The organism is Nostoc sp. (assembly GCF_036917395.1).
Taxonomy (GTDB): Bacteria; Cyanobacteriota; Cyanobacteriia; order Cyanobacteriales; family Nostocaceae; genus Nostoc.
The window spans coordinates 34,877-61,178 of the sequence record NZ_JBALDI010000034.1; the positions used below are offsets into that span (position 1 = coordinate 34,877).

General features: G+C 40.2%; 19 protein-coding genes and 1 pseudogene. 4 read left to right on the forward strand and 16 right to left on the reverse strand.

All coding sequences use genetic code 11. From position 1 onward, the window contains the following. Positions 1-100: 100 nt before the first annotated feature. From V7K46_RS12835 to V7K46_RS12900, 14 genes are all read right to left on the reverse strand, one after another. Entirely contained in the window at positions 101-1,201 is a 1,101-nt protein-coding gene (locus V7K46_RS12835; protein WP_335113608.1) for a glycosyltransferase, read from the reverse strand. Between the two features lie 288 nt (positions 1,202-1,489). Next, the gene (locus tag V7K46_RS12840) at positions 1,490-2,803 is read right to left on the reverse strand and encodes an NAD(P)H-dependent oxidoreductase (protein WP_335113610.1); all 1,314 of its coding nucleotides are present in this window, start codon (positions 2,801-2,803) and stop codon (positions 1,490-1,492) included. Positions 2,804-3,061: 258 nt separating this feature from the next. After that, the gene (locus V7K46_RS12845; RefSeq protein ID WP_335113612.1) at positions 3,062-4,300 is read right to left on the reverse strand and encodes a glycosyltransferase; all 1,239 of its coding nucleotides are present in this window, start codon (positions 4,298-4,300) and stop codon (positions 3,062-3,064) included. 175 nt (positions 4,301-4,475) lie between these two features. Beyond that, positions 4,476-5,033, reverse strand: coding sequence for a dTDP-4-dehydrorhamnose 3,5-epimerase (gene rfbC, locus V7K46_RS12850; protein WP_335113614.1), 558 nt, complete (start codon positions 5,031-5,033; stop codon positions 4,476-4,478). A 432-nt stretch (positions 5,034-5,465) separates the two neighbouring features. Further along, positions 5,466-6,317 (reverse strand): phytanoyl-CoA dioxygenase, encoded by an 852-nt coding sequence (locus V7K46_RS12855; RefSeq protein ID WP_335113616.1) that lies wholly within the window; start codon positions 6,315-6,317, stop codon positions 5,466-5,468. A gap of 40 nt (positions 6,318-6,357) precedes the next feature. After that, positions 6,358-7,365 carry a glycosyltransferase family 2 protein gene (locus V7K46_RS12860; protein ID WP_335113619.1) on the reverse strand — a complete coding sequence of 336 codons (1,008 nt, stop codon included), beginning with the start codon at positions 7,363-7,365 and terminating at the stop codon, positions 6,358-6,360. 180 nt (positions 7,366-7,545) lie between these two features. Next, complete coding sequence (locus V7K46_RS12865; RefSeq protein ID WP_335113621.1) at positions 7,546-8,517, reverse strand: glycosyltransferase family 2 protein; 972 nt, start codon at positions 8,515-8,517, stop codon at positions 7,546-7,548. A gap of 409 nt (positions 8,518-8,926) precedes the next feature. Next, a complete protein-coding gene (locus V7K46_RS12870) occupies positions 8,927-10,195 on the reverse strand; it encodes a class I SAM-dependent methyltransferase (protein ID WP_335113623.1) in 1,269 nt (422 codons plus the stop codon). 110 nt (positions 10,196-10,305) lie between these two features. Beyond that, positions 10,306-11,334, reverse strand: a complete 1,029-nt coding sequence (locus tag V7K46_RS12875; protein WP_334965937.1) for an NAD-dependent epimerase/dehydratase family protein — start codon at positions 11,332-11,334, stop codon at positions 10,306-10,308. 393 nt (positions 11,335-11,727) lie between these two features. Next, a complete protein-coding gene (lhgO, locus tag V7K46_RS12880) occupies positions 11,728-12,942 on the reverse strand; it encodes an L-2-hydroxyglutarate oxidase (protein ID WP_335113625.1) in 1,215 nt (404 codons plus the stop codon). A gap of 162 nt (positions 12,943-13,104) precedes the next feature. Then, the gene (rfbF, locus tag V7K46_RS12885) at positions 13,105-13,878 is read right to left on the reverse strand and encodes a glucose-1-phosphate cytidylyltransferase (protein ID WP_335113627.1); all 774 of its coding nucleotides are present in this window, start codon (positions 13,876-13,878) and stop codon (positions 13,105-13,107) included. 927 nt (positions 13,879-14,805) lie between these two features. Further along, positions 14,806-16,974, reverse strand: a complete 2,169-nt coding sequence (locus tag V7K46_RS12890; RefSeq protein WP_335113629.1) for a tetratricopeptide repeat protein — start codon at positions 16,972-16,974, stop codon at positions 14,806-14,808. Positions 16,975-17,031: 57 nt separating this feature from the next. After that, a complete protein-coding gene (locus V7K46_RS12895) occupies positions 17,032-17,814 on the reverse strand; it encodes a PP2C family serine/threonine-protein phosphatase (RefSeq protein ID WP_335113631.1) in 783 nt (260 codons plus the stop codon). A gap of 50 nt (positions 17,815-17,864) precedes the next feature. Next, positions 17,865-18,539: a vWA domain-containing protein gene (locus V7K46_RS12900; protein WP_335113633.1), complete on the reverse strand. Its 675-nt coding sequence runs from the start codon at positions 18,537-18,539 to the stop codon at positions 17,865-17,867. A gap of 751 nt (positions 18,540-19,290) precedes the next feature. Between V7K46_RS12900 and V7K46_RS12905 the strand changes: the two genes are divergently transcribed. Then, complete coding sequence (locus V7K46_RS12905; RefSeq protein ID WP_335113635.1) at positions 19,291-20,691, forward strand: response regulator; 1,401 nt, start codon at positions 19,291-19,293, stop codon at positions 20,689-20,691. 47 nt (positions 20,692-20,738) lie between these two features. Continuing rightward, entirely contained in the window at positions 20,739-21,101 is a 363-nt protein-coding gene (locus V7K46_RS12910; RefSeq protein WP_335113637.1) for a response regulator transcription factor, read from the forward strand. Positions 21,102-21,369: 268 nt separating this feature from the next. Here the strand turns inward: V7K46_RS12910 and V7K46_RS12915 are convergent, their stop codons facing one another. Further along, entirely contained in the window at positions 21,370-22,332 is a 963-nt protein-coding gene (locus V7K46_RS12915) for a hypothetical protein (RefSeq protein ID WP_335113639.1), read from the reverse strand. A 708-nt stretch (positions 22,333-23,040) separates the two neighbouring features. On the opposite strand from V7K46_RS12915, the gene pheT reads away from it, so the two are divergent. After that, positions 23,041-25,503, forward strand: a complete 2,463-nt coding sequence (pheT, locus tag V7K46_RS12920) for a phenylalanine--tRNA ligase subunit beta (RefSeq protein ID WP_335113641.1) — start codon at positions 23,041-23,043, stop codon at positions 25,501-25,503. Between the two features lie 348 nt (positions 25,504-25,851). Next, positions 25,852-26,121: a YciI family protein gene (locus V7K46_RS12925; protein ID WP_273765426.1), complete on the forward strand. Its 270-nt coding sequence runs from the start codon at positions 25,852-25,854 to the stop codon at positions 26,119-26,121. Here the strand turns inward: V7K46_RS12925 and V7K46_RS12930 are convergent. Continuing rightward, positions 26,109-26,302, reverse strand: a pseudogene (locus V7K46_RS12930) (hypothetical protein); the annotation flags it as partial. The gene V7K46_RS12925 and the pseudogene V7K46_RS12930 sit on opposite strands and share 13 nt — an antisense overlap.

Below are 26,302 nucleotides of genomic sequence, written 5' to 3' on the forward strand. Positions count from 1 at the left end.
ACGCTAAGAGATACTCCGAAGAATACCTATTTTTTAACAAACCGCCAAAGACGAGAGAGAAAATAAATAGGTAATTTTATAGTGATCAGAGATTCAGAAATCAAATGAATAATTGGTGCCCACCACAAGCTTGGTTAATAATTTGCTCAACTTTATTAAAGAATGCATTCTCTGAAAAGTTTGCTACTGCATGATTACGGATGCGATCGTAATCCCAAGAAATACTATTGGCTTCTAGTAATGCAATTTGTAAAGATTCGGGTGTTTGTCTTTTGAAAAAAACTCCTGTTTCACCTGGTATTTGAGTATCTAATACTCCACCTGCTCCGTAGGCGATGACTGGTGTGCCACTAGCATTAGCCTCTACTGGAACTAATCCGTAGTCTTCTAGGGCTGCGACAATAATAGACTTGGCTTTGGAAAACAAGTCTTTGCGGGTTCTATCACTTACGTGTCCCAAGAACACAATATTTTGTAATGCTTTGGATTTTAACCGTGCTTGTTCTGGTCCGTCACCTGATATTAATAATTGCCACCCCAGCCAATTAAAAGCTTCGACTATTATATCAAGACGCTTATAGCTGATCATCCGGGCTGAGGCCAGATAATATTCATCTTTTATATCTGAAAAAAGAAATTTACTAGTATCAATTGGATAGTTAACCATTATTGCCTGTTTGCCATAAACATTTTTGATCCGGCGGGCAACAACACTAGAATTAGCAATGTAAAGGTCAGGTTCCTGTGCATATTTCAGGTCTACCTTTCTCATTACTTGAAATATTTGTTCGATTAAAGGAGCAAAATATCTATAGTCTCCGTACTCTCTTAAATAAGTTGCTGTATCCCATAAGAAACGGGTGACATTATGGCAAAAGCAAATGTGGCGAGCATTGGGATTTTTTCGCACTGCTTTGGCGAAGCTAGTGCTACTGCTAATAATTAGATCGTAGTCTTGCAGATTCAAGGCACGAAAGGCAGGAAAATATAGAGGAGCCATTGACCTGAAATATTTTGCTGCATAGGGAATCTTTTGTAAGAAGGTTGTGTTGACTATGCGATCGCCTAGATCAATAGTTTTTTGTGGATCGTATAGAGATGTGAAAATATCTGCTTCGGGATAGCGCTTACAAAGCAGTTCAAACACACGCTCTGCCCCACCTCGCTGGGTTAAATAATCATGGACTAGAGCAATTTTCATGAATTTGACTTAAAGTTTCGATCAAGTTTATTTCAACGCTCCCCAGCAAGTTCCTATCAACAACTTTAGTGTTCAGCAGTATAACTTCCTATCCTCTTCACGAAATTCTTCCTACAAATATGTAGTCAAATCGGCGGTTAGAAATCGCGTCTACACAGGCAAAACGAACCCTTAATTTTGTATTAGTCCACGCAGGTGGACTTTGTTTGTGTAGCCGCGAATTCTATTCGCCAGGGCTGTACGCCCCTACAGCCAGTTCATTTGTTGCAAATATTTTTAGAACCGATATTACCCAACTGCTACTAAGATTTTTTCTGCGGCGAAATAAGTGTTTTGCTCAGTTCTTAATTGGTCGCAGAGTCTGCCTTTAGGCAATTCTACATCCTCGTATGTGAGGACTTGATCCTTAGTAATATCTCGTTTCAGGCGACATCCTTCGGCTAAACCAATTGGTAGGAGATTTTGCTGTTGAACGATATCGGAATTTTCACATTGTCCGTAGGTCATGTAGTAACCGATGCCATCTAGGGTTTCTCCTGCTTTCAGGTCAATTTTGGCAGTGGTGACAACATCTACTAGCGGGCCTGCGAGTGGAGACATAACGGCATCACCGAATAGGACAGCACGCGCTACGGACAGGGGAACTTCAAAATGACAGAGGTGATAAGGAGTATAGAAGCTGTAAAGAGGGCCTTCGCCTAATTTGTATAAGTTGAGATAGTGGCGTTGCTTGGGGTCATCGTGAGTGGCAAATACATATACACCTGGGCCAGGTTTTGCTCCAACTACATAATCAACAATACCGCCCAGTTCCTTGAGTTGTTCAACATCATATATCTGGGCCATTTCATCGACATAACCATTGAAGTCATATCCCAACATTCCCCGTTTGGCAACTTTCATGCCTGTGGCATTGGCAACGATCGCTTGCTCAAAGGAAATTTTGGTTCCGTCGGCGAAGCTAGCCACCATGTGAGGCTTTTGACCCCAACGTTTAGCAAATCCTTCCTGGGTGGTGGGATTGCGATAGGGGTCTTGGAGTCCTTTTATGTTACCGCATAATAAGGGAGTTAAACCAATGCTTTTCACAAAGCGGTAAAGGTTCATTTGTACCCCTGGCTGATCGCCATCACAAGCGCTGAGGATGACGCCTGCTTTATCAGCATACACTTTCAGGATCGGGCCAATAGTGCCGTCGAGTTCGGCATTCATCATAATTACATGTTTGCAATGAGCGATCGCTTCCATGACGATGTGAGCGCCAAATTCCACTGCACCTGTGACTTCGATTATGGCCTCGATGCCCTCAGCCCGACACAGTAACTTAGCGTCTTCTGTGACTGCATACTTACCGTTAGCGATCGCATCTTCTAACTCGCTGACAGTTGCAACAACTTGAATATCCTCAATTCCTGCTTCCGAATAAGCTTGTTTAGCTGCATCAATCTGACGATTGGAGATAGCAACTAACTCCATTCCTGGCACTGAATTGACAATTTGGTTGGCAATTCCTCGACCCATAAAACCAGCACCAATCATTCCCACTTTGATAGGATTTCCTGCTGCTGCACGAGCTTGTAAGGCGCGATCGATAATAATCATGAACTAAACTCCTTTTTGGAACTGTTGGTTGTGATACAAATTCTCTATAAACTTGCACTTAATAATTGGTCACAACTAAATATTAAGTACATTTCTATGGGAATTAGGATTAGCTTGCACCAAGCATATAAGTCACGGCTATACAGGCAAAACCCGCCTGCGCGAGTTTTAACAAGGGGATTTTGCCCCTTGTTAATTTTCATCAGTCCAGTCCGACAGACTTAGTTTGTATGGTTTTGCGATTTATAATCACCAGAGCTAAGTACTAACTAGCTGTTTGCTAGATGCTACGGAATCAGTCTGTTTTTTCTGGCTGTGATTTTCGATAATTTGCTCCACAGCATTTCTGTAAGCTTGAGCAAACTTTTCTTTGGTATGATTTGTTCTTGCATATTCCCATGCCTGACGAGACATCAGTTTTAGGTCTTCTACAGGCAAATTGGAAATACTTCTAACTTTCGCCTTAATTTCTTCAAGGGAAAGGTTATCAAAAATCACACCAAAATCGTGAACATCCACACCAGATTCGTAGCTTAAAATCGGAATTAACCCAGCTTGTAAGCTGGTTATGACTGCTCCTGCCTGTCCTTCAGAAACGGAAGGATAAACAAGTCCCAAACAATTATTTGTAACCTTCAAAAAGTCATAACTGCTAACATCAATCCAACCATAAGTATGAATGTTATGTGTTTCATACAGTTCTTTATAGAAAGCTTGCTCAAATTCTTTGTCGTTACTTACCGGGCCACAAACTGTTAAATGGTATTCCGGCATTTGGGCAAAGGCATCTAAAACTAAGTCTAATCCTTTGAGAACTAAAGCACTACCACCAAACCACAGAAAACGCTTTCTTATCGCTTCAAAGTCTTTCTCATCAGGAGAGGGATAAACGAGTGATGAAGAAATCGGAATACGATACATTGCTTTATTGGCATATTTGAATGTATCAACTGTGAAATTGTTGCCCAATATGATAGCGTAATCGGCATATTCGATTCCCAAGTTGGGTGTTTCAAATCGCTGTGGCCGTAAGGTAATTCCTCGGCGCTGTTGGAGTTCTAAAAGTCTATTGCATTCAGCTGCATTGCGAAACACCATATTAGCAATGTCAACGTGGAAAATCTTGATACAATCTTTATTTAGTTTTGGTGCAAGTGCTTCTAGACGATGACGGATATCAATGAAAAATGCGTAGTGTTTTTGAGGAACGAATTTATCATTATGGAACTGGATAACATCAACGTTATAGCCCATGTTTAAAAAAGTTTGTGCGATTAGTAGACATTCCCAGTTCCAACTCTGGTCATTGGGGATAGGCTGACCTGGTTTTATCAGGAATGGCTCAATCCGATAAGAAAGAAGTACATTTCCTTTGGAAGGCTGTTTGGGCTTCAGGGAAACAACTTGTAAGGTTTTGGCATAATTGATCCGAGCTTGGACTTTTTTGGAGACAAAAGAGATAGTATCACCAACACGAGATAGAATACTATTTGGCATTTATTTATACCTAATTCAATGAAGTTAACATCTCAGATGTTAATTAGCAATTGACAGTTGTATATACATCAATCCTAATTCACCCGTGAAATATTTTTTTGTTGAAATTACACTACTTGCGTACTTTTAATGTGGTTCAAAAAGTAATTCCACGAATTATTTAATATTGCTATATTTATCTGGAAGTTGTACCGCCAACAGCCATCATTCTCAACAAAGTCCAATTTAAATCTTTCTCAGAGATTTCAGTCACATTTAGAGGCCAATCAATGTTAAAGAATGGGTCGTCATAGCGTAAACCCCTCTCATACCCTGGCGTGTAAAATTCACTGACTTGATATAAGACTTCAGTCTCATCTGTGAGTGCTTGATAGCCGTGAGCAAACATTTCTGGAACATACAAAGCGCGGCGGTTTTCTGGAGTTAATTCTACACCGATGTGTGATAAAAAGCTAGGAGATTCAGGACGCATATCAATAATTACGTCATAGATAGCGCCTTTAGTACAGCGAATTAGTTTCGTTTCTGCTGCTGGCAGAATTTGATAGTGCATTCCCCGAATAGTGCCTTTTTTGTAATTAAAAGACAGGTTACATTGAGCAACTGTTGGCTTTAAGCCATGTGCCTCAAATTCTTGAGCGCAGAAAGAGCGAGCAAAAAAACCACGGTGGTCTGGTTTTTCTTCTAAATCAATAATAAGTGCATCTTTGAGTGCAGTTTCAGTGAAAATCATATGATTCCTTAATGTTGAGTACAGAAAATACTTGCTAACTGCTTAGTATTTGCACCAAAAGATAACAGTAATGAACGTGGATTTAATCACCTACAACTTCGTAGGCAACGTTAGGAACGTAACGCACCTTAGAGGATGTTTGGAAAATATCAAGATCCCCCTAAATTCTCCAAAGGCTACAGTGTACACACAAGTACTAAATGTCTGGTAAGATAGAAGCCGTATATTGGTAAGGTTTTGAGTTGATAAAACTGATTATCAATAGTGTCAGTTTATTGATAGAGTTATAACAGAAAATCAAAAGGTTTAAAAATAATTTTCCGTTCTTTTTCGTCCATTTAATTACCAATTCGACTTGTGTGTACACGGTAGCCAGGGGGATCTAAAAGTACATCACTAACAACTTTTAAAACATCCTTTTATGAAAGGGCATTAAGTCGGAATTTTAACTGCATCTGATGAAGAACGTAATTCTGCTCTGGGATAAGTATCATCCCAATATTGGGTGCAGAGGTGTGGTCGTTCGGGAGGGTTAGCGGTGTAACAAAAGAATAATGTTGTTCGGTCTTCTGTGCGGACTGTGCCGTGATGCAAAGTATTTTTCGTATCTACAAGAATGACTGTACCTGCTGGGCCTGGGCAAGATTTCCAAGCAGATTTGGGGATGACTGATTTTACTTCTTCATCATCGATACCCATATAGCCTGACTTCCAAAGTTTGTAGTAAAGCTGAAAATAATTCCAACTAAATAAGGGAGTTAAAGAGCGAGGAATGTATTCAAAAGGCCCAGTTTTTTCTTCTACATCATTCAAGTAAATAATGATTTTGATAATCCGACGGTCTTCTGCATCGCTATGCCATAGCAGCGTCCCAAACTGATGTTTATTATTGAAATCTTTGCGTAAATGTATACCATGAAAAGCAATGGGAAGACCGATATAATTTTCGATGATGTTGAGTAGCCTTTTCTCGATCCCCCAGGCATAAAATTCTGGTAAACCTGTAACTGTGTAAATTTGTGGCAACTTTTGCTCTAAATGGTCGTTGTTTAGATTTTCCATCTGAGACAATTGATGGTGAGCAGCTTTGAGCAGTTCTGAGCTAGAGTTGAACCCTAAATTCGCCAGTGTTGTGACGCAAACGCCGTCTTTTGTGAGAGCATTAAGGATGTTGCGATCGCTTCTTTCCAATGCTGGCAGATTTCTGCTATGCTTCCAACGGGCTACGTGGTATTTAAAGTCAGAAGACAGTGTAGCTATTTTGCGCTTAATGGCGGTAAACATGTCGTAAATACCTTCTAATTTGGATTAGTAATTTAGTAGCTTAGGGCTTATAGCTTTGCACTTCTTGAGTAGATATTTCACTTGATTCTGCTAACCTAAACTCTTTAGAAACCATCACGTCAAAAGCACACAAGCTGACTAAAGCCAAAAATGGAACTACTGTTTTGATAGCGGACATCGGCCATCTTCTTAAAGCACCCAAGAAAACTTTCAAGTTGACTTCTTTGCCGTTCTGCAAAAGCATCCGCCGACAAAACTGCTTAGAATATCCACTCTGCTCCAATTTCAAAATCACTTCAGGGATGTGTTTGTATTGCATTAACAGTGCCGACTTTGGTTCTTTCTGCCAATAACTCACACCAACAACACATTCTAAATAAATCTCTTTAGTGACAATTACAATGCCATTAGCAGCACAATATCCGGCTAAATATGCTAAAGATATCCAGTTATTCTCAGCGTCTGGCCAATTTTGGAGAGCGCGTTTTACTAAATCAGTGCGGTAGACTGTAGCAGTCAGAAAAATTACTGCACCAACACTTTTTGAAAAACAATGTTCAAATATGGCTTTACCATCACCATCACCATCTTCACTATCAATATCAAACCAGCGATTACCAACAATTGTTGGTGGATGGACTGGTTCTCCAGTAATTTGGTTCCGACCGGAAAAATTGAGGAACAATAATGATAAATCTTCATGTTGTCTAAGTTGACTGATGACATAAGCAATAGCTTTATCTTGAATTGGGTCATCATCACCGATTGTCCAAACATATTTTGTTGTAGTAGAATTTAGGCAAAACATAATATTTTTTACTACGCCTAAATTTTTAAAGTTTTTATTTGATTTAAATGTAATATGGCTAAGTGTTGCTTGCCATTTTTGGATCACTTCCTGAGTATTATCTGTTGAACAATTATCAGAAACTAAAATTTCACATTCATTTTCAAAAGCTTTGATAGCTTGAGCCAACCATGCTAACTGTTTATCAAGTAACTCAGCACGATTATAAGTCGGTATAGCAATAGTCAGTAATTTTTGCATGGGAACAGCTTAGTAATTAATTAAATTCGTATATGAGTGGTCATTGTCAACAGTTAGGATTAATAATCAATTTATTGACAATTAACACAATAAATTACAGGCTAGTAGACTGTGGTGGAAGTTTACCTACCTTTGGAGCAAAATCCCCTTGTTAAGCCCCAAGTGTTGTTAATTGAAATGCTAGGTAGATTTAAGCCGTGCTGTACTAGTTTCTAGCGGCTTGGGTGGAAAAAGAATTGCCCAAGCTGATATACTTAGCAAACGGAGGTAAGGAATAAATATCTTTATTGTCAAGAAAGGCCAACGTTTTAAAGCACCTAATAAGATTTTCCAGTCAGTTTTTTGTTGGAAATTCTGCCAAATCATTTCCTGACAAAATTTATGAGGATATCCTACCTTTAGTAGTTTTATATAAACTTCAGGTATGTAAGCATATCGCATTCTGAAGTTCCATGTTGGATCAAGATCCAAAAGACTAGCGCCCATAGTACATTCTAAATAAATGTCTTTAGTGACAATCACACTTCCATGAGCAGCGCAAAACCCAGTCCAATATGCTTGAGATGCCCAATTACTAGTAGCAGATGGCCATTTTTGTACAGCGCGTTGCACTAAATCTGTTCGATAAATTGCTGCTGATATAAAAAGTACACCACCAAAGTTTTCGTTCAGATAACCTTGAAATACTGCTTTCCCATCAACTCTTGGCTCATCATTCTCACTATTCAACCAGCGTTCTACAACAAGTTGACCCGTTGCTTTTTGGCGACCGGAGAAGTTTAAAAACATTAATGCTAAATCTGAAGATTTTTTTAGTGTTTTTAACACATAATTTAGGGTTTTCTCTTGAATTGGATCATCATCACCAATTGTCCAAACATATTTGCTAGTTGCAGCTTTTAAGCAACAAGCAATATTACCCATTACACCTATATTTTCACTGTTTTTGTTTGATGTAAATCTAACATTACTAAGAATTATCTGCCACTTTTTAATTATTTCTTGGGTATTATCTGTAGAACAGTTATCAGAAATAAATATTTCGCAGTCTGACTCAAACCCTTTAAGAGCTTTAGCTAACCAAGTAAGTTGTTTATCTAAAAGCTGGGCACGATTGAATGTAGGAATACCGATGGTAAGCAGTTTATTCATATTAAGCTCAAATCTGTAGTTAAGAAGGTACTAGCAGTAGCTGATACCGATTATCTGTGATGTTGCTAACAAAGGGCTTAAGCACCTTGTCTCACCAAGCTTGATTTTGTGCAGTTTCACAAAGAATTGGTATTAGTAATTAATCAGCTGCCTTCCAGTCTAATTTTTGTGGTTTAGCAGGAAAGTTTTATAGTAGATACACCCTTTAATTACTCTTTAGGGATTTCTGAAAAATAAATTATCCAATCTTGTGGGATGAGGATTTTGCCCCTTTTGGGTACCGTCTTTAATTCTCTACTTCAGAAGGAGGGTTGGGAGAATTAAGCTTTAACTGAACCATATTGCCAATTATCATAGTGACAATACAAAAACAGTAACAATAGGCAACTTTGTTGCTTATAATTAGTAATTACGATGCTATTAAAAGCCGATCCGGAATAGGACAAGGATAAATTTTTACTTCAGGAATCGGTACAACAAACTGTCCACCCCACTCGCCAATAAATGCCATTTGTTCCATAATTTCCTCCTTGAGGTTCCAAGGTAAAATTAGGACATAATCTGGTTTAGTTTCGCGGATTTTGTCTGGTTCAAAGATAGGAATATGAGTCCCAGGTAAAAATAAGCCTTGTTTGTAGGGACTGCAATCTACTGTATAATCGATAAAATCTTTAGCAATCCCACAATAATTAAGCAAGGTGTTACCTTTAGCTGGTGCGCCATAACCCACGATTGATTTACCTTCTGCTTTAGCCGTCAAGAGAAAATTTAATAGCTTGTGCTTTGTTTCTTTGACTTTTTCAGCAAATGTGATGTAAGTTTCTATGCGATGCAGTCTGGCGGCGATTTCTTTCTCTTTGAGATGGCTTATTCGGTCGCTGATGTTGTGATTATCAGCGTGGTTATGTTTGGCATAAATTCTTAAAGAACCGCCATGAGTTGGTAATTCCTCTACATCAAAAATTTGCAATTTGTGGGCTGCAAAAATTTTTTCGACAGTGAGGAGTGAGAAATAAGAAAAATGTTCGTGATAAATAGTATCAAACTGATTTTGTTGAATGAGTCGCAAAATATGAGGAAACTCCATCGTCAAGATGCCATTGGGTTTGAGGATGAGTTTCATTCCAGCTATGAAATCATTTAGATCCGGTACATGAGCTAAAACATTGTTTCCTATCAAAAGGTCAGCGAGTTTTCCTTGGATCACAAGTTCTTTAGCAGTTTCAACCCCAAAAAATTTGTTGATACTAGGAATGCCTCTGGCTTCAGCAACCTTGGCTATATTTGCGGCTGGTTCTATTCCTAAAACTGGGATTCCCTTTTCTAAAAAATATTGCAGTAAGTAGCCGTCGTTGCTGGCAATTTCAATAACTTGATTATGATGATTAAAACCAAACTTTTCTACCATCATCTCAGTGTAAGCTTTGGCATGTTTTAGCCAACTGGTTGAGTAAGAAGAAAAGTAAGCATAGTCACTGAAAATCTGATCTGGAGTTTCAAACTGTTCTAATTGAACTAAAAGAGTGTCTTCAGAGACATAAGCGTGCAGAGGATAAAATTTTTCTGCATTATTTAGCTGTTCTGCTGTCAGATAAGCATTGGCTAAGGGTGACATTCCTAGATCAATAAAAGTTTTGTGTAGAGGTTGACCACTGAATCGACATTTTGCGATCGCCATAAACTTCAACTCACTAATTGCAAATAATTCGATAGGGTAAATAAGTCCGAATCAAATATTGTTGATTCGGAGGCTTAGATTATTTGTTCGCTGCTACCAGGCTACTCTAGCTACTTTTTATTCCAGAAGAAATCTTTGTCAATTTGCTCAGTACGAATCAGATATTCTAGCTGTTTTAAGCGGGTAAATCCTCTAAATAAGAAAGTATCTTCAGCCATATGTATTTGACTGAACAAATCAAATAGCTGCTGGGCACCAAGTTGGGCATTCCAATCACACTTAAATCCGGGGAGGATTGTGTTGATTTTCTCGAAGGATACCCGATAGCTGCGGTTATCTGCACCGTTGTCACCAAAGGACAATTTACAATCTGGGAAAATATCAGCAATAATTTCAGCAATTTCTTTAACGCGATAGTTGTTCGCTGTATCTCCCACGTTGAAGATTTGGTTATGTACAATGTCCCGTGGTGCTTCTAAGGTGCAAACTATTGCTTTGCAAATATCCAATGCGTGGACTAATGGACGCCAAGGTGTACCATCACTAATCATTTTTATTTCTTTGCTAGTCCATGCCAACCCTGCTAAGTTGTTTAAAACAATATCAAAGCGCATTCTGGGAGAAGCACCAAAGGCAGTGGCATTCCGCATAAAGGTGGGAGAAAAGTCATCATCAGCGAGTGGTCTGACATCTCGTTCTACCAGAGTTTTGCATTCTGCGTAGGCTGTTTGGGGATTAATTGGAGATTTTTCGGTGACATCACCTGCGGTAGCAACACCGTAGACACTGCACGAAGACATATATACAAAGCGACGCACACCCATAGCCTTGGCCAGGCTAGCTAGACGAACTGAACCTACATGATTAATTTCGTAGGTAATATTGGGTGCTAATTGTCCGGCTGGGTCGTTGGAGAGTTCCGCCATGTGAACTATTGCTTCGATACCTTCCAAATCCTCAGGGGTAATGTTGCGGATATCTTTGTTGAGGGTTTTGGGTGTCACCCCATTAGCGTTGTACAGCCAACCAACTTTATAGAAACCTGTATCTAGACCGATAACTTCATGTCCCCGTTCAATTAACAGAGGTGGTAATAACGAACCTAGATAGCCTTCTGTTCCAGTTACTAATATTTTCATTGTGGTTAATGCCTTTGTATTGATGAGTTAAATTCTTCGTCTAGTAAGGGCGCACAGATAAATGTGCGCCAGCATGTTGCATCCAAAAGGGAACCGCTATATGACTTGGCTAACAGTCATTGAAGATGACGATTCCAACTACTAAAATCTAAAATTACTGATTGGGCAGTAGCACTCTATGTGTAGCGGCTCTATACGTATGCTTAGAGTAGCCCTGTCAAAGTGGGTAAATTTTCCAAAAAATAATTCTTCTTTCCTCTGTGTTCTCTGCGCCTCTGTGGTTAAAAAGTAATTTATTTAACTATGTAACCTTAGAGAACACAGAGATAAAAGCAAGGATTTTATAAGTTACTTTGACAGAGGTAATCCTGAAAGTGCAACCAACTATGCTATCTATGCAGTTACTACACTGTCTAGATGCGAGAGTTGGGGAATTTGGGTGACAAGGGCTTTACCGATTTCTAGAGAAGATGTGGCCGCAGGAGAAGGAGCATTGCAAACATGGATAGAGTTTTGACCGGAAACAATCAAAAAGTCCTCTACAAGCTTGCCATCGTTCATTAAGGCTTGAGCGCGGACTCCTGCGTGGGTGGGAACTAAGTCTTCTGCTTGGACTTCGGGAATTAGTTTTTGCAAACTTCTGGTGAAAGCTGCTTTGCTAAAGGAACGAATGATTTCTTGGATGCCTTCATCAGCGTGTTTGGCTGCTAACTTCCAGAAACCAGGATAGGTGATGACCTCAACAAAATCCCGCAGGTCAAAGTCGGTTTTTTTGTAACCTTCGCGTTTGAGCGATAGAACCGCGTTTGGCCCTGCATGGACGCTACCATCAATCATCCGCGTAAAGTGAACACCCAGGAAGGGAAAATCTGGATTGGGAACTGGGTAAATTAGTGTCTTGACTAGATAGCGTTTTTCTGGTGTGAGTTCGTAGTATTCTCCCCGGAATGGGATGATTTTTGCTTGGGGTTCAACTTGACCTAATTTGGCAGTGCGATCGCTATGCAATCCAGTACAATTAATTACAAAGCGTGTTTCAAAGCTACCGTTGTTTGTTTCCAGTACCTGATTTTTACCACTTGGGGAGATTTTCAGAACTTTTCTATTGAGGTGTAAATCCCCACCCTGCTGTTGAATTAGCTGGACGTATTTCAAACAAACTTGCTTATAATTAACAATACCAGTTGAGAATACCCGAAGTCCACCTACACATCTTACATGAGGTTCAATTTCCTTGACTTCTTCGGGGCTGATTTTCTGGACTTCTATGCCATTTTCTAAGCCGCGTTTGTAGAGATTTTCTAGGCGTGGTAGCTCTTGTTCTTCAGTTGCAACAATTACCTTACCACAAACTTCATGCTCAATTCCATACTCTTGACAGAATTCTACCATTGAGCGAGAACCGTCACGACAAAATTTAGCTTTGAAACTCCCTGGCTGATAGTAAATACCAGAATGAATCACCCCGCTATTATTGCCTGTTTGGTGAAATGCCCATTGGCTCTCTTTTTCTAGTACTAAAATACGTGCATTAGAATAGCGTTTTCCTAAAGCCAACGCTGTCGAGAGTCCAACTATTCCCCCACCTATAATCGCAAAATCATACATTAGTATTATCGCACTTTAAATTACAAAAAAGTGAGGAGTCAGAAGTTAGAAGTTAAAACTCATAACTCTGCCAATTTTAGATTTTGATTTTTGGATTTCGGATTCAAAAAAATTTAAAATCTAAAATCTAAAATCCAAAATTGAATGACTCATAACTCTCCTTTACCATATCTTCCAAGGAGCTTGACTGTTCTTCCATAGCCCCTCTAGGTAGTTTTTATCACGTAAAGTATCCATCGGTTGCCAAAAACCATCATGTTTGAAAGCTGATAGCTGTTCCATATCAGCTAGCTTTTCTAATGGCTCTTGCTCCCATACCGTAGAGTCACCAGTGATTAAGTTAATTACTTCTGGTTCTAGCACAAAAAAACCGCCATTAATCCAAGCTCCATCACCTTCAGGTTTTTCCCGAAAGCTAGTAATTTTAGTTTGCTCATATCCTAAAGAAATGGCACCAAAACGTCCTGCTGGTTGAACGGCTGTGAGTGTTCCTAAGGTCTTTTGTTCTTTATGAAACTTAACTAGCTCGGTAATATTAATATTACTTACACCATCACCATAAGTAAAGCAAAAAGTCTCATTACCAAGATGTTCACTAATTCGCTTTAAGCGTCCGCCTGTCATGGTATTATCACCCGTATTTACTAAGGTAACACGCCAGGGTTCAGCATAACCAGAATGCACGTTCATTTGATTAAATCGCATGTCAAAGGTAACATCTGACATGTGTAAGAAGTAGTTAGCAAAATACTCCTTAATTATGTAACCTTTGTAACCGCAACAAATGATGAAGTCATTAATGCCGTGGGCGGAGTATGTCTTCATTATGTGCCAGAGAATTGGCTTACCACCAATTTCAACCATCGGCTTGGGTCTGATACTAGTTTCTTCACTGAGGCGTGTACCAAGCCCTCCAGCCAAAATCACCGCTTTCATGCAATTACCTCGGAGATTTGTAGGGGTATTATTATTTGACCGTTCCGTGCCAATTTTAGATTTTGGATTTTTGATTAAAAGAGTTTTTTGATACATGCCCCGCTCTGAAAGTGGGCAAAACAAATCTACTCATCCGCTCGTGAGATTTGATGACTAATCCCAAAGAGGCTCGTTCGCGAGTAGCGTATTGCAGACAAGACTCACTAACGCAAATCTAAAATCCAAAATTGTTTGACTTTCTCGACATGAAGAGGATGCACTTAGATAGAGAAAAATTTGTTTTTGATTTCTTTTTCTCCGTCAATAATCTAACTATAATTTTTGGCAAAATTATGAAGGTGATATGAAATAAAATCTTTTCTATATAAAAGCTCTATGAATACCTATAAAGATGAAAATAAGTTACTGAATTAAATAAATAATGTTACCCAATAAATAACTAGGGTTAACTTACGCTAACCCTAGTCAGACCTGATATCATGTCCGTTGAATTATCTATAATAAAAGAACCTTAAAAAGCCTATAGCTAAAGCTACAAGCTCCCTGCCTCTAATCCCCACTTCGTGGGGGCTACGAGTTCCCCTAGTAGGGGAGGGGCTGCTCTTGAGAGGGGGAGCATCCCAATGCAAGCAAACTTACCAAAATCATTACAAGTCAATTGTGAATGAAGCATACTCCAACTCTACCAGACGCTTCGCGAACCCAGAAGCTGTACAGTAGCCCAAATGTTGCAATTCACTTCATCTGTATAAAGCGATTGCTTTGCTTGAGTGCGTTCTGTACCCTACGCAATGATAAATTATGTTTTTACACATTTGGGATGCTCCCCTGTTGAGAGGTCACGCAGAAATCACAAGTAACTTACCGGACATGATATGATTTATTCAATCAAAATCAATAATATGCCAGTAAAAAACTTACTTGTTTTTAGTTAGTTTTTTGGAGATTACTTGAGCCTTGGAATAAAGGGTCACATTGGTTTTCTACAACTACGCATACATTATTGAGTGCTTGCTGATAATTTTCCATATCATCTTGCTCAAGAAAGATTTTGGCAGCTATCTGTACATCTTGGATAGCTTTCGTCTGGTTTTTGTTAGATTCACTACCGCCATATTGTGCCAGTTCATAACGAACCATACCTCGTTTGAGGTATGCTTTGGCTAATCTGGGGCTAATAGTTAGTGCTTGGTTAAAGTCAGCGATCGCTAGATTATATTCTTGCTCATAATTGCTGCTATACTGGGCAATTTGATAATAGACAAAACCTCGCTGAAAGTAAGCTTCTGCTTTGGATACATTAAGTTTTATCGCTTGAGTAAAATCTGCGATCGCTCTTTTGTAAGCTTGTTGAGATTCACCGCTGTATTTAGCCATTTGGGTGCGGACAATCCCCCGTCTGATATAAGCTTCAACTTCATTATTATCCAAGCCGATGGCTCGATTATAGTCGGCGATCGCTAGATTATATTCTTGATCAGGATCGTTGCTATATTCGGAAAGCATAAAGCGGGCATTACCCCGATTCACAAGAGCTTTGATTTGATTGGGATTGATTTTGAGAGCTTGGCTATAATCTACAACTGCTCCTTCGTAGTCTTTCAGGTTATAGCGGGCATTGCCACGATTTACAATCGTTCTGGGATGTGTAGGTTGTTGTTTAATTGCTTCGCTAAAGTTGACAATTGCTTTTTCATAGTCTCGGTCTTTGTAAGCAGCGTCACCCTGCTGATAGTAATCAGCGAAGCTAAGTTTGTTATTTGTCTGGCGAGAATTCAATGTTTGTTGGGTGTAAGCATTTTGGGAAACCAACGGCTGAGTAAATTTAATCATTACGTCCGCATATCCCAATAAACCAAAACCCATCAAACAAAAAATAATCGGGTACAATTTTGACTTCTTGGAACGTTTATAAAATGAACCGCTTGGGGTAATTACTGGCTGCCAAGAATTAGCTAAATGCAGTGACGCCGCTCGTTGTGGCAAATACGGTGTCTGAGTGTAGCGCTTTTTCGGTTTGATTCGCGGTTGTAAATGTTCTCTTGCTTCTATAGCCCGATGTGATGGGAAGGGGTCGCGTCCGCCTAATCGCACAGTCCGTTCACACCACGGACAGCTACGCATATGGTTGTTGTAGCGATGCTGGGGATTTGTAGTGCAGGTAATCAGGGAATCTTCGGCTTCAGCTATTACTGAGAGCCAAGTCTGGGCACTGGGGCGCAGCTGTGGGTTGTTGTGACCCTCTTCAAAACAACGGACAAATAGTTCCTGTAAGCTGGGATGGAGAATTTCCCAAGGGGGTGCAATGGGTGTAGGAAGGTAGGGTACGTACCGCTTTTGGCTGTAAGTAAAATGACCTGATGCAATTCGGGCTTCGTAGGATGGTGGCTCAATAGCGCCTTGAAAAATCCCAGAAAATGGGTGGGTGCCTTCCATTAAAAGTTGAAATACCAGCACCGATAGCCCAAACAAGTCGTGAGAAATTTCGCGATCATGCTGGGCAAAAGTTTTATTCTGTAATTCTGGTGGGGTAAACTCTGGTTTACCTACTGGGCAGCGATAAACAACATTGTTGTTTGGGTCGAGTACTTGGAAAGAGTCTGTGTCTATCAAAGTCACCAGTGCTGTGTCACTGACGAGGATATTTGACTCATTCACATCGCCAATGCAATATCCACTAGCGTGCAAAGCTGCAAAAGCCGCCGCCAAGTTGCGAGCCGTGCGGAGCAGGTACTGATAGTTGAATAGGGGGCAGTGTTGGCGACGGGTTCTGGGGTTGTAAAAGTCGATGATTGGACGCATCCCTTGAATGCGTGGCATCAAAAATCCCAAGATGCTATTTTTGCCATCTGCTGCCCGTAATAAATCCTCTGGCCAAGCGATAGAGATATGCCCCAAACTAGCCGTAGGGTTCTCTGGCGGGTTGGCAAGCATCGCCTGGAGTTTTGCAGCATGGGCAGTCGTTGGCTTGTGGTAAATCTTCGCCACCAAGTTGTTATCGGATGGCACTGCATAAACACAAGCTTCACCGCCACGCCCCAAACTGACATTGAGGCTGAGGATTTCTTTTCTAGGGGAACAACGTAGTACCTGCATAATGAAATTACCGCTAACGGGAGTTATTGTAAGATGTCAAACCTGTAGATTTATTGCTCATGAGTCGTTGAACGCAGCTATAATGAGTGTCAAATCATCATCAGTGCGTTGAGTAATCCGCTCTGAGCGTAAAAATTTTATCAACTGCTCCTTAGCTACTGTCTTATCCTCAGTATTGGCTACAAATTCAAACAACGGAAAAAAGAAGGGTTTGTGAGGTTCGCCAACAACCATATTCAAAGCCAGCATTTGTAGTCCGTCGGTGATGATGCCAACATTTACTATGTCTGTGCGCCAGACTCTCATCTGCGCTGCATCTAAGGCAGTAGGCGAAGTTAAAAAAGTGGTTTCGTTAATGTATTCGCCACTGTCAGGCATGGTAAGTGCCAGGAGGTTGCCCATCCGATCTTTTGCCACTGCCAAACCATCACCTATCTGTGCCACAGCTACAACTTCTGGTGTGGCAACCATCATGATTAAGGTAGTTGCTAAATCTTGAGGCTGTTTGTCACAAGTAGCCGCCTCATCCTCCACGGCTTTTTTGGCGGATAGTATGGCATCATTTAAGAGCGATCGCACATAGGCATCATCAGTCAGAATTTTCCGGGTGAGTCCTTTAGTGGAAATGTTTTCGATTGCTGTTTCCACAGCAACCATCGCTCCCACTTTCCCAAGGCTAGCAGAACCTGCGCCATCTGCTGCGGCCGCCACTAAAACATTATCTGACAATATCTGCCAGTGATGAGCATCCTGACATAACTGATTGTTTTTTAAGTGACTTGTACCACATACAGACGCAGCCACAATTCGCCATTGAGCAATCTGTTTTGATATATTCATAGATTTTTTTCCAACAGCTAGCTGTGTAAACATCAAGCTGCAATCTTTAATTAAACAGTCCCCCAACCAATCGGCGGTAATGCTACCTGTTCGTCCACCTGCGAATGAGAAACAGATGACATACTAGTTGATAGCCAGACAAACATCTCGATAAAATTTAATCCTTTGAGTTTCAGCGGGGTACGCACAGCTATTTGATTTAAACGCGTCATATTCGCATTTTCTACACCTACTGTAAAAAATGCTACGCGCTTATTTTCTTCATCTCGCTGTAGACGCTGGGCTGCTTGCTCTACTACTTGCTCTAACTCCCCTTGGGGTTCTCCATCGGTAATCATGAATACCCAAGGACGATAGTAAGCAATCCCATTGGCGCGATACTGAGATTTACGCTCTTGAATTATGTCTAAAGCTTTATGAATTCCTGCACCCATCGTAGTCAAGCCTTGGGCTGTCAAAATCGGCGGATTGAATTGATCGGCAGTCACAAAGTCTTGTACTACATTGATATTACTATCAAAAGTTACGATCGCCACTTCCACCCGTCTTGCGGCTAAAGAATTTTTGACTAATTCATCCTTTAAACTTAGTAAACCCTGATTTAAAGCCTCAATCGGATCTCCTTGCATCGAGCCAGATGTGTCTAGCAAGAGCACACAAGGACAACGTGGTTCTGGATTCTCAGCAAATTCTACTACTTCATCAAGTCTTAATGTATCATGCATAACTTTTTGTGTTATGTTAAAGTCCAATGCTTTATTTCCCTTTTCTCAGAGTATATAATTTCAGTTGCCGAGACGACTACAGAATATAATATTTAGTGGTAGATGCTCTAATCTTTATTAAACAAATTATTTTCATGAAGTTCACTATATATTTAAGAAGAACTTAAGTACAGCTTAGTTTAGCAAAAAATAGTTTATCAAAACCCAGAATTACCTGTTGTAATGTATCTACCAAAAATTTATATCCCTTAAACATACAGTACAATAAATACCTAAACTTTCCCAGATATATTTTTAAAGATTCTATATAGGAGAATTCTTCCTTTATAGGAAAGTGATTAACCACAATCAAGATCATTAACTCTAGAAGTATACCAGTGTAACTGCGTGAATTTGGATTCAAATTTGCCTCTTTCAGGAAGTGGGTATAAATAAACGTCGTTATTCAGGTCTTCAGCCAAGAGTTGTCGCTAGTGAGTAAAATCTAGAAGTTACTAGCATTTACTGATAGTCTAGCTATGATATGTGTTTACCTTTATTCATACTCACCTACTGGTTTTTTGAGATAAATTAAGTAAAAGGTGCCAAAGGCAACAAAAAAGTTATAAAAATTATAATTTTTATTATATATACATATTTTAAGAGAAATAATTTTTGCCTAGAGAAAAATTACAAAGAAGAAAATACTTCATAGCTGATATTTTCCATTTACAAATGTTTGGTTGTTGATTCCGCAAAAAAACTGAAAAATATGAATAATTCCGGTGCATTCACTAAACTACGTCCTCTAAGTTTGTTAAGACAGTTATCTAATTGCTCCGATACTACTTGTTTACAAGCATTGAGTAATTCAGTTAGTTGGTCGATTTACCTAGAACAAGGCAAAATAACCTACGCTACCCATTCAGTGGAACCGTTTGATCGACTTGAACGTCATTTGCGTCGCCTCAGTCACCAAATTCCACTACTGACTACTGAGGTTCGTGTTCAATTACGTTTGATGTTTGAACCTGACTCACATAGTCAGTTAATCGAATATGATAGCAATTCGAGAAATCACCCTCCTGAGTATCAGGCTATATCCTGGCTTATTAGTCAACAACATCTACATTCTACACAAGCAGCAGTGCTGATTCAAGAATTGGTTAAAGAGGTGATTGAATCATTTTTGCTAATCAAAGAAGGTATTTATGAATTAACAGAACCACTTAATAGAATGCCAAAAATTTGTAGGTTAGATGTAGAAAAAATTCTAGAACGTTGCCAAGTAAGATTACAGAATTGGCAAGCTTTTGTTCCGAAAATTTCCTCTCCATATCAACGTCCATATCTGTTGATTAACAGCAAAATTGAGGAAAAAGATTTGCCAAAACTCCAGCCAGATTTAACTAATTGGATGAAGGGTTTCAGCCTGTGTCATCTGGCGGTAATTTTGAATCAAGATGAAATCCAACTGGCTCGCAATTTATACCCTTACATCGTTAAGGGCGAGATTATCTTGCATGAACCTGATCCACCATTTGATAAATTACCAAAGATATTTGAAGAGCGATGTCTACAACGGGCTACGCCTACGCTTTTCTCAAAATTAATTACATTAGTTGATACCAAAGAAAAACTAAACACTACCGTCAAGTCTTACCCAGATATTTCTGAAGAGAATGTAGCTCCTGTTCACCTACCACAGATTTCTACTCCTCCAAAAGAAAACTTTCAGGAACCGACAATATCAAATAACATAAATCCTACTTACCAAAGAGTAACGGCTGCTACTGTAACGGCACAAACAGTCCACAAAATCGTTTCTGTAGATGATAGCCCCACAATTCTCAAAGAAATTAGCCATTTCTTAGAAAATGAAAGTTTTTCTGTAGTGACTATCAACGATCCATTAAAAGCCGTTTTGTCAATTATAAGGCACAAACCGGACTTAATTTTGCTGGATTTAAACATGGTAGGAATCGATGGTTATGAGTTGTGCCGGATTATACGAAACAATTTAACTTTTCAAAATACTCCGATCATTTTTGTCACTGGGAATAAAGGAATTGTAGACAAAGTAAAAGCAAAACTGGTAGGTGCATCTGGATATCTCACTAAACCGTTTTCACGCGCCGAATTGCTGAAAACAGTCTTCATGCATTTGACTTAAATTAACCACAAAATCTAACGAATTTGAGCTAGTGAGAATCAATCAATATGGCTACAGTTTTAGTTGTTGAAGATGCTCCTTCTCAGTTGGAGTTAATCAATAGTTTTTTAAGAGAGAATGGACACACGGTAATTAAAGCTTATGATGCCAAAGATGGGATGAGTAAGGCAATAACTCATCGTTTGGATGCGATTATTACTGATGTGGTAATGCCAGAAATTAGCGGTTTTGAATTTTGCCGTCAACTCAAAAAAAATCCAGTGACTCAAAAAGTACCAATTATTATTTGTAGTTCTAAAAATCAGCCAATTGACCGGATTTGGGGAATGCGACAAGGTGCAGATGTTTATTTAACTAAGCCTTTTACTAAACAGCAATTATTACATGCGCTCAAATCTCTTGTAGAGTGAAAAGGGAATATAGGGATTCTCATTTTAATGAGGTACATGGGTTAGGTGTGCGAGTATCTGTGTTTATCTGCGGTTAATTATTTTTTCTGTACCTTACCCATACGGTAACCGCTATACTGTCCGTGAATATCATTGGAACAGGAATGTACCTTAGCTTAACCGAGAAGTATTGTATTCAAAATGTAATCAACTCAAGTTGGCAAAAGGCCCATTGCCACAATAGACAGGCTTGCCGATGCAAAAACTGGCTTTTGTCTGCTAGAAAGTTTTAGGATATGGCAGAGAAATTATAATTCGCGTTGTTGTAACCTGGATTTGACATCGCGGATGTTATAAGGTCAGGACTGCTGAGTAAACTGCTGACATCAGTGCCGATAGCTTCACTGGGCGTAGTACTACCTAGCGATATCAGTTTGCCACTAACAGAAAAATTCCAGCCTTCATTACCAACAAGTGTTTTGCCATCACCACTGGCTTCAATCCGATTTCCAAGGAGATTGCTGTTACTTACACTACCAGTGTTGCCGTTACCAAGGATATCATTGTTACTACTAGTCTGTGTATTGGCATTACCAAAGATGTCGTTGTTATTACTTAAGTTCCAGTTACCATTACCGGAGGTTGTGTTATCGTTACCAAAGCTCCAGTTGCCATTACCTTTACTTTTGCCACCATCACCGTAGTTCCAGTTACCGTTACCGTTGGTTGTGTTGCTACTACCAAAATTCCAGTTACCATTACCGTCGGTTGTATTGTTACTACCATATAACCAGTTACCGTTACCTTGACCACTGTTACCAGTAGCATTTGCACCATCTAAGTTTTGAATATCAAATACCCAGTTGTCGCTGTTATAAGGTACAGGTAGACCGTTACCTGTTTCAGGTAGGTTGCTACCACTTTCCTTGGAGGGGGGAGTGCTGCCAAATGGTAAGTTACCAGGGAGGTTGCCGCTAGCGGCCGTATTGTTAGCACTAGAGGTACTAGCACCAGATGTGCTACCACCAGTAAAGGGGTTGCTACCACCACCAGATGTGCTACCACCAATGAAGGAAGCGAAGATATTACTATCACTAGCAGCGCTACCAAAGCTACCGCCACCATCTAAACTGCTGCCATCGGTGGACTGCCATTTGCCATCACTGAAAGAAAAATTGCCATTACCAGTTGAAGTGTTGCTACTACCTTGTGACCCGGCAGTTGTTTGATTGCTATTGTCAGAAGTTGCCATTAGAATTAAACTCCTATTACTTATTACTCAAACTTAAATTCCTCCATCAATAGGAAGATCAACGACATGAATGAAAGCATTTTTTGACTTTCATCTTCAAAAAAAAATACGAATAAATACAGCAAGTACCACACTTAGTAAAACTATACAAAATCAGATTTATATTTAAAATGAACAAAATTTAGATTGGATTGGCCATTGTTTTGATATTGTTGAGTCAAATTTCAGATAAATTGTTCAATAATCCTTCTGGTGAATGCTTTAGAGGCAGTTTTAGCAGTAATTTTTCGGCTCAAACAGGGCAAATTTACCTCTATTGAGTACTACAATAGAATGCAATTACACTACAAAAAAGAGTGAAGCCTGATTTTTGTAGTTTGTGGAGTGACAAAATATTACTTATGAGGTTTTATCGAGTTTTAAAAATTCAAGTTCTGCGATCGCTGATGCTGTTAACTTTTTTATTTCCAAAATTTAGAAACTGGTGGCGAATAAGTGGGCTAGTATATATAGTTAGCTCAAACATATCTCCTACTTTGATAGAAGCCAAGACACCAAGAAAAGATTAAGAAGAGACGTTGTTCTGCCAGTCTAACGTAGTAGGATTGTTCAAGTGAAAGGGTAAGCCTTGCAGGACGAGTAGCCATCGATCGCTAGTAGGCACCCTAAAATGAGAACAAAAGACGATTCCTAAAATAATCACACTCCATGCGTATTTCTCTAAATTGGCTGCGCGAACTAGTAGAGATAAAACTTAGTCCAGAAGAATTAGCCGAAACCTTGACAATGGCGGGGTTTGAGGTAGAAGAGATTGAAGACCGCCGCACTTGGGCAAATGGTGTGGTTATAGGGAAAGTGCTTGAGCGTCAACCCCACCCCAATGCCGATAAATTGAGTGTTTGCCAAGTGGATATCGGTGCAGATGAGACTTTAAATATTGTCTGTGGTGCTGCCAATGTGAAGGCGGATATTTATGTGCCAGTGGCAACTACGGGTACTTACTTACCCAACATCGATTTAAAAATTAAACCTGCGAAACTGCGTGGTGTCGCATCTCAGGGGATGATTTGTTCTTTAAAGGAACTCGGTTTGCCCACCGATGCAGACGGAATTCATATTTTTACCCAGGAAAATTTACCATTAGGTAGTGATGTGCGTCCGTTGTTGGGTTTAGATGATGTAATTTTAGACCTTACCGCAACTGCTAATCGTGCTGATGCTCTGAGTATGGTAGGCGTAGCACGCGAAGTAGCAGCTTTAACTGGTGGAAAGTTGAGCATTCCTGAACCGGGTGAAGTCTCTATTCCCAAAAATGCCGGAAATTTAGCTTTAAAAATTGCTGATACCCAAGCTTGTCCTGCATACATTGGTACGGTAATTGAACAAGTTAAAATTGCTCCATCTCCTGAATGGCTGCAACAGCGTTTGCGGGCTGCTGGAGTCCGTCCTATAAGTAATGTCGTGGATATTACTAATTACGTTTTGTTGGAATGGGGACAACCATTGCACGCCTTTGACCGCGATCGCTTACAATCTGTTGCAAGTAGCGAAAATTTAACCATTGGCGTCCGCTTCGCCAATCATGGAGAATCCCTCAAAACCCTAGATGGACAAACTCGCACCCTAGCATCCCAAAATTTGTTAATTACCGCCAACGACAAAGCCGTTGCACTGGCGGGAGTCATGGGTGGAGAAGAAACAGAAGTCCATCAAGGGACTCAAAGTTTAGTTTTAGAAGCAGCTTTATTTGATTCCGTGGCAATTCGCCGTTCTTCCCGGAGTGTAGGCTTAAGAAGTGAGGCTTCTGGCAGATATGAACGGGGAGTTAACCGGGCTGAGTTGGAAGTAGCTAATCGCCGCGCCTTGTCTTTAATTAGCGAATTAGCTAGTGGAATTCTTGTCCAGCAGGAAATTGCCGATACCCGCCCCCATCCGTCTACCTGGCGTCGTTCGATCGCACTGCGTTTAGACAGAGTTAATCAGATATTGGGGCCAATCGAGTTGGGAGAGGATACAGGTGAACTCCAGGAACAAGATGTTGAGCGCATCCTGACTGCATTAGGATGTCAGTTGACTCCTTCAGATAATGTTCCAGGAGAAGATACCACCCATGAACCCACATGGTCAGTTTCTGTGCCACCCTATCGTTACCGCGACTTAGAGCGAGAAATTGATTTAATTGAAGAAATTGCCCGTCTCTATGGCTATAACAAATTCTGCGATACTTTACCAGAAAAAGCGGAAGCTGGTTACCTGCCTTTAGATGAGGAACTGATTCGCAAGTTAAGAGCTTTCCTCCGGGCTGAAGGGTTGACAGAATTAATCCACTATTCTTTAGTCAAACCAGGAGAAGATAGACAGATAGTATTGTCAAACCCGTTATTTGTCGAATATTCAGCGCTGCGAAACGATTTGATATCTGGGTTGATTGACGCCTTTCAATACAATTTAGAGCAGGGTAATGGTGCCCTTAACGGCTTTGAAATCGGGCAAATTTTCTGGCGAGAAGAAGACGGTTTGCAAGAAACAGAAGCCCTGGCTGGGATTGTGGGAGGGGATATTTCCCTTGGCAAATGGTCAAAAAGTGGACGCGAAGAACCCATCACCTGGTTTGAAGCCAAAGGCATTTTAGAAAGTGTATTTCGGCAACTTGGCTTGCAGGTAGAATATCAACCCGATCGCCGCGACGATCGCTTACATCCAGGACGTACCGCTTCTTTGTGGATTCAGGGTAACAGCCTGGGTATTTTTGGGCAACTCCATCCCCAATTGCGACGAGAAAAAGGTTTACCAAATTCCGTTTATGTTTTCCAGTTGGATCTAGATGTGCTTTTAGATTCTCTAGGACAAGATGAAATCCTGGTTCCAACATTCCAGCCCTATTCTACCTATCCAGCTAGCGATCGCGACATCGCCTTTTTTGCACCCGTGAAAATCTCAGTTGCCGAAATTCAAAAAGTAATTACCAAAGCGGGTAAAGATTTGCTGGAATCAGTGGAATTATTTGATGAATATCGGGGCGAAAATGTCCCCCAAGGACAGCGGAGTTTAGCATTCCGTTTAGTTTATCGGGCTAGCGATCGCACTCTCACTGAGGCTGAAGTTGAACCAGTACACAATAAAGTCCGTGAAGCCTTGGTGGAAAAATTCGGCGTCAACCTGAGAAGTTAGATTTTAATTAAATTCTTACCCCCTTAATCCCCCCTTGTAAAGGCTACCGTGTATACACAAGTCAAATTACCCCCCTTAATCCCCCCGTTTATTGGGGGGAAACCAGAAATACAGTTTCCTCCCCTTGACAAGGGGAGGGTTAGGGTGGGGTAAAACTGACGCGAAAAACCAGGTGAGTAAACTATTTCAAACTTGTGTATACACCGTAGCCCATTTGCAAGGGGAGGGTTAGGGTGAGGTAAAAATATTTGACACATCAATCATGACTTTTCAAACATCCTCTTAGAAGGAGATCGACTCAAGCTTTTGGCACAATATCTTATTAACCAGTAGGAGTAACAAGGAATCATGCCCAAATATGTAGTCTGGGGAAGTTACTGCGAAGACGTTCTGGAAAAACGCGTCCCCCACCGTCAAGCTCATTTAGACGGATTAGCAAAACAGAAAGAATCCGGTGTGCTGATTACTATTGGCCCCACCAAAGATGTTACGAAAGTTTTTGGAATTTACGAAGCCGAAGACGAAACCACCGTGCGCCAGTTGATTGAAAATGACCCTTACTGGAAAAATGGCATCTGGACTGAATATTCTGTCAAAGAGTGGATTCAGGCTTTTTGAATTGGGTATGGGGAATAGGGGATAAGTCTTTGATACTCGCTGACGAGTCTTTGATACTCGCCGACGAGTCTTTGATACTCGTGAATGAGTCTTTGATACTCGTGAATGAGTCTTTGATACTCGTGAATGAGTCTTTGATACTCGTGAATGAGTCTTTGATACTCGTGAATGAGTCTTTGAT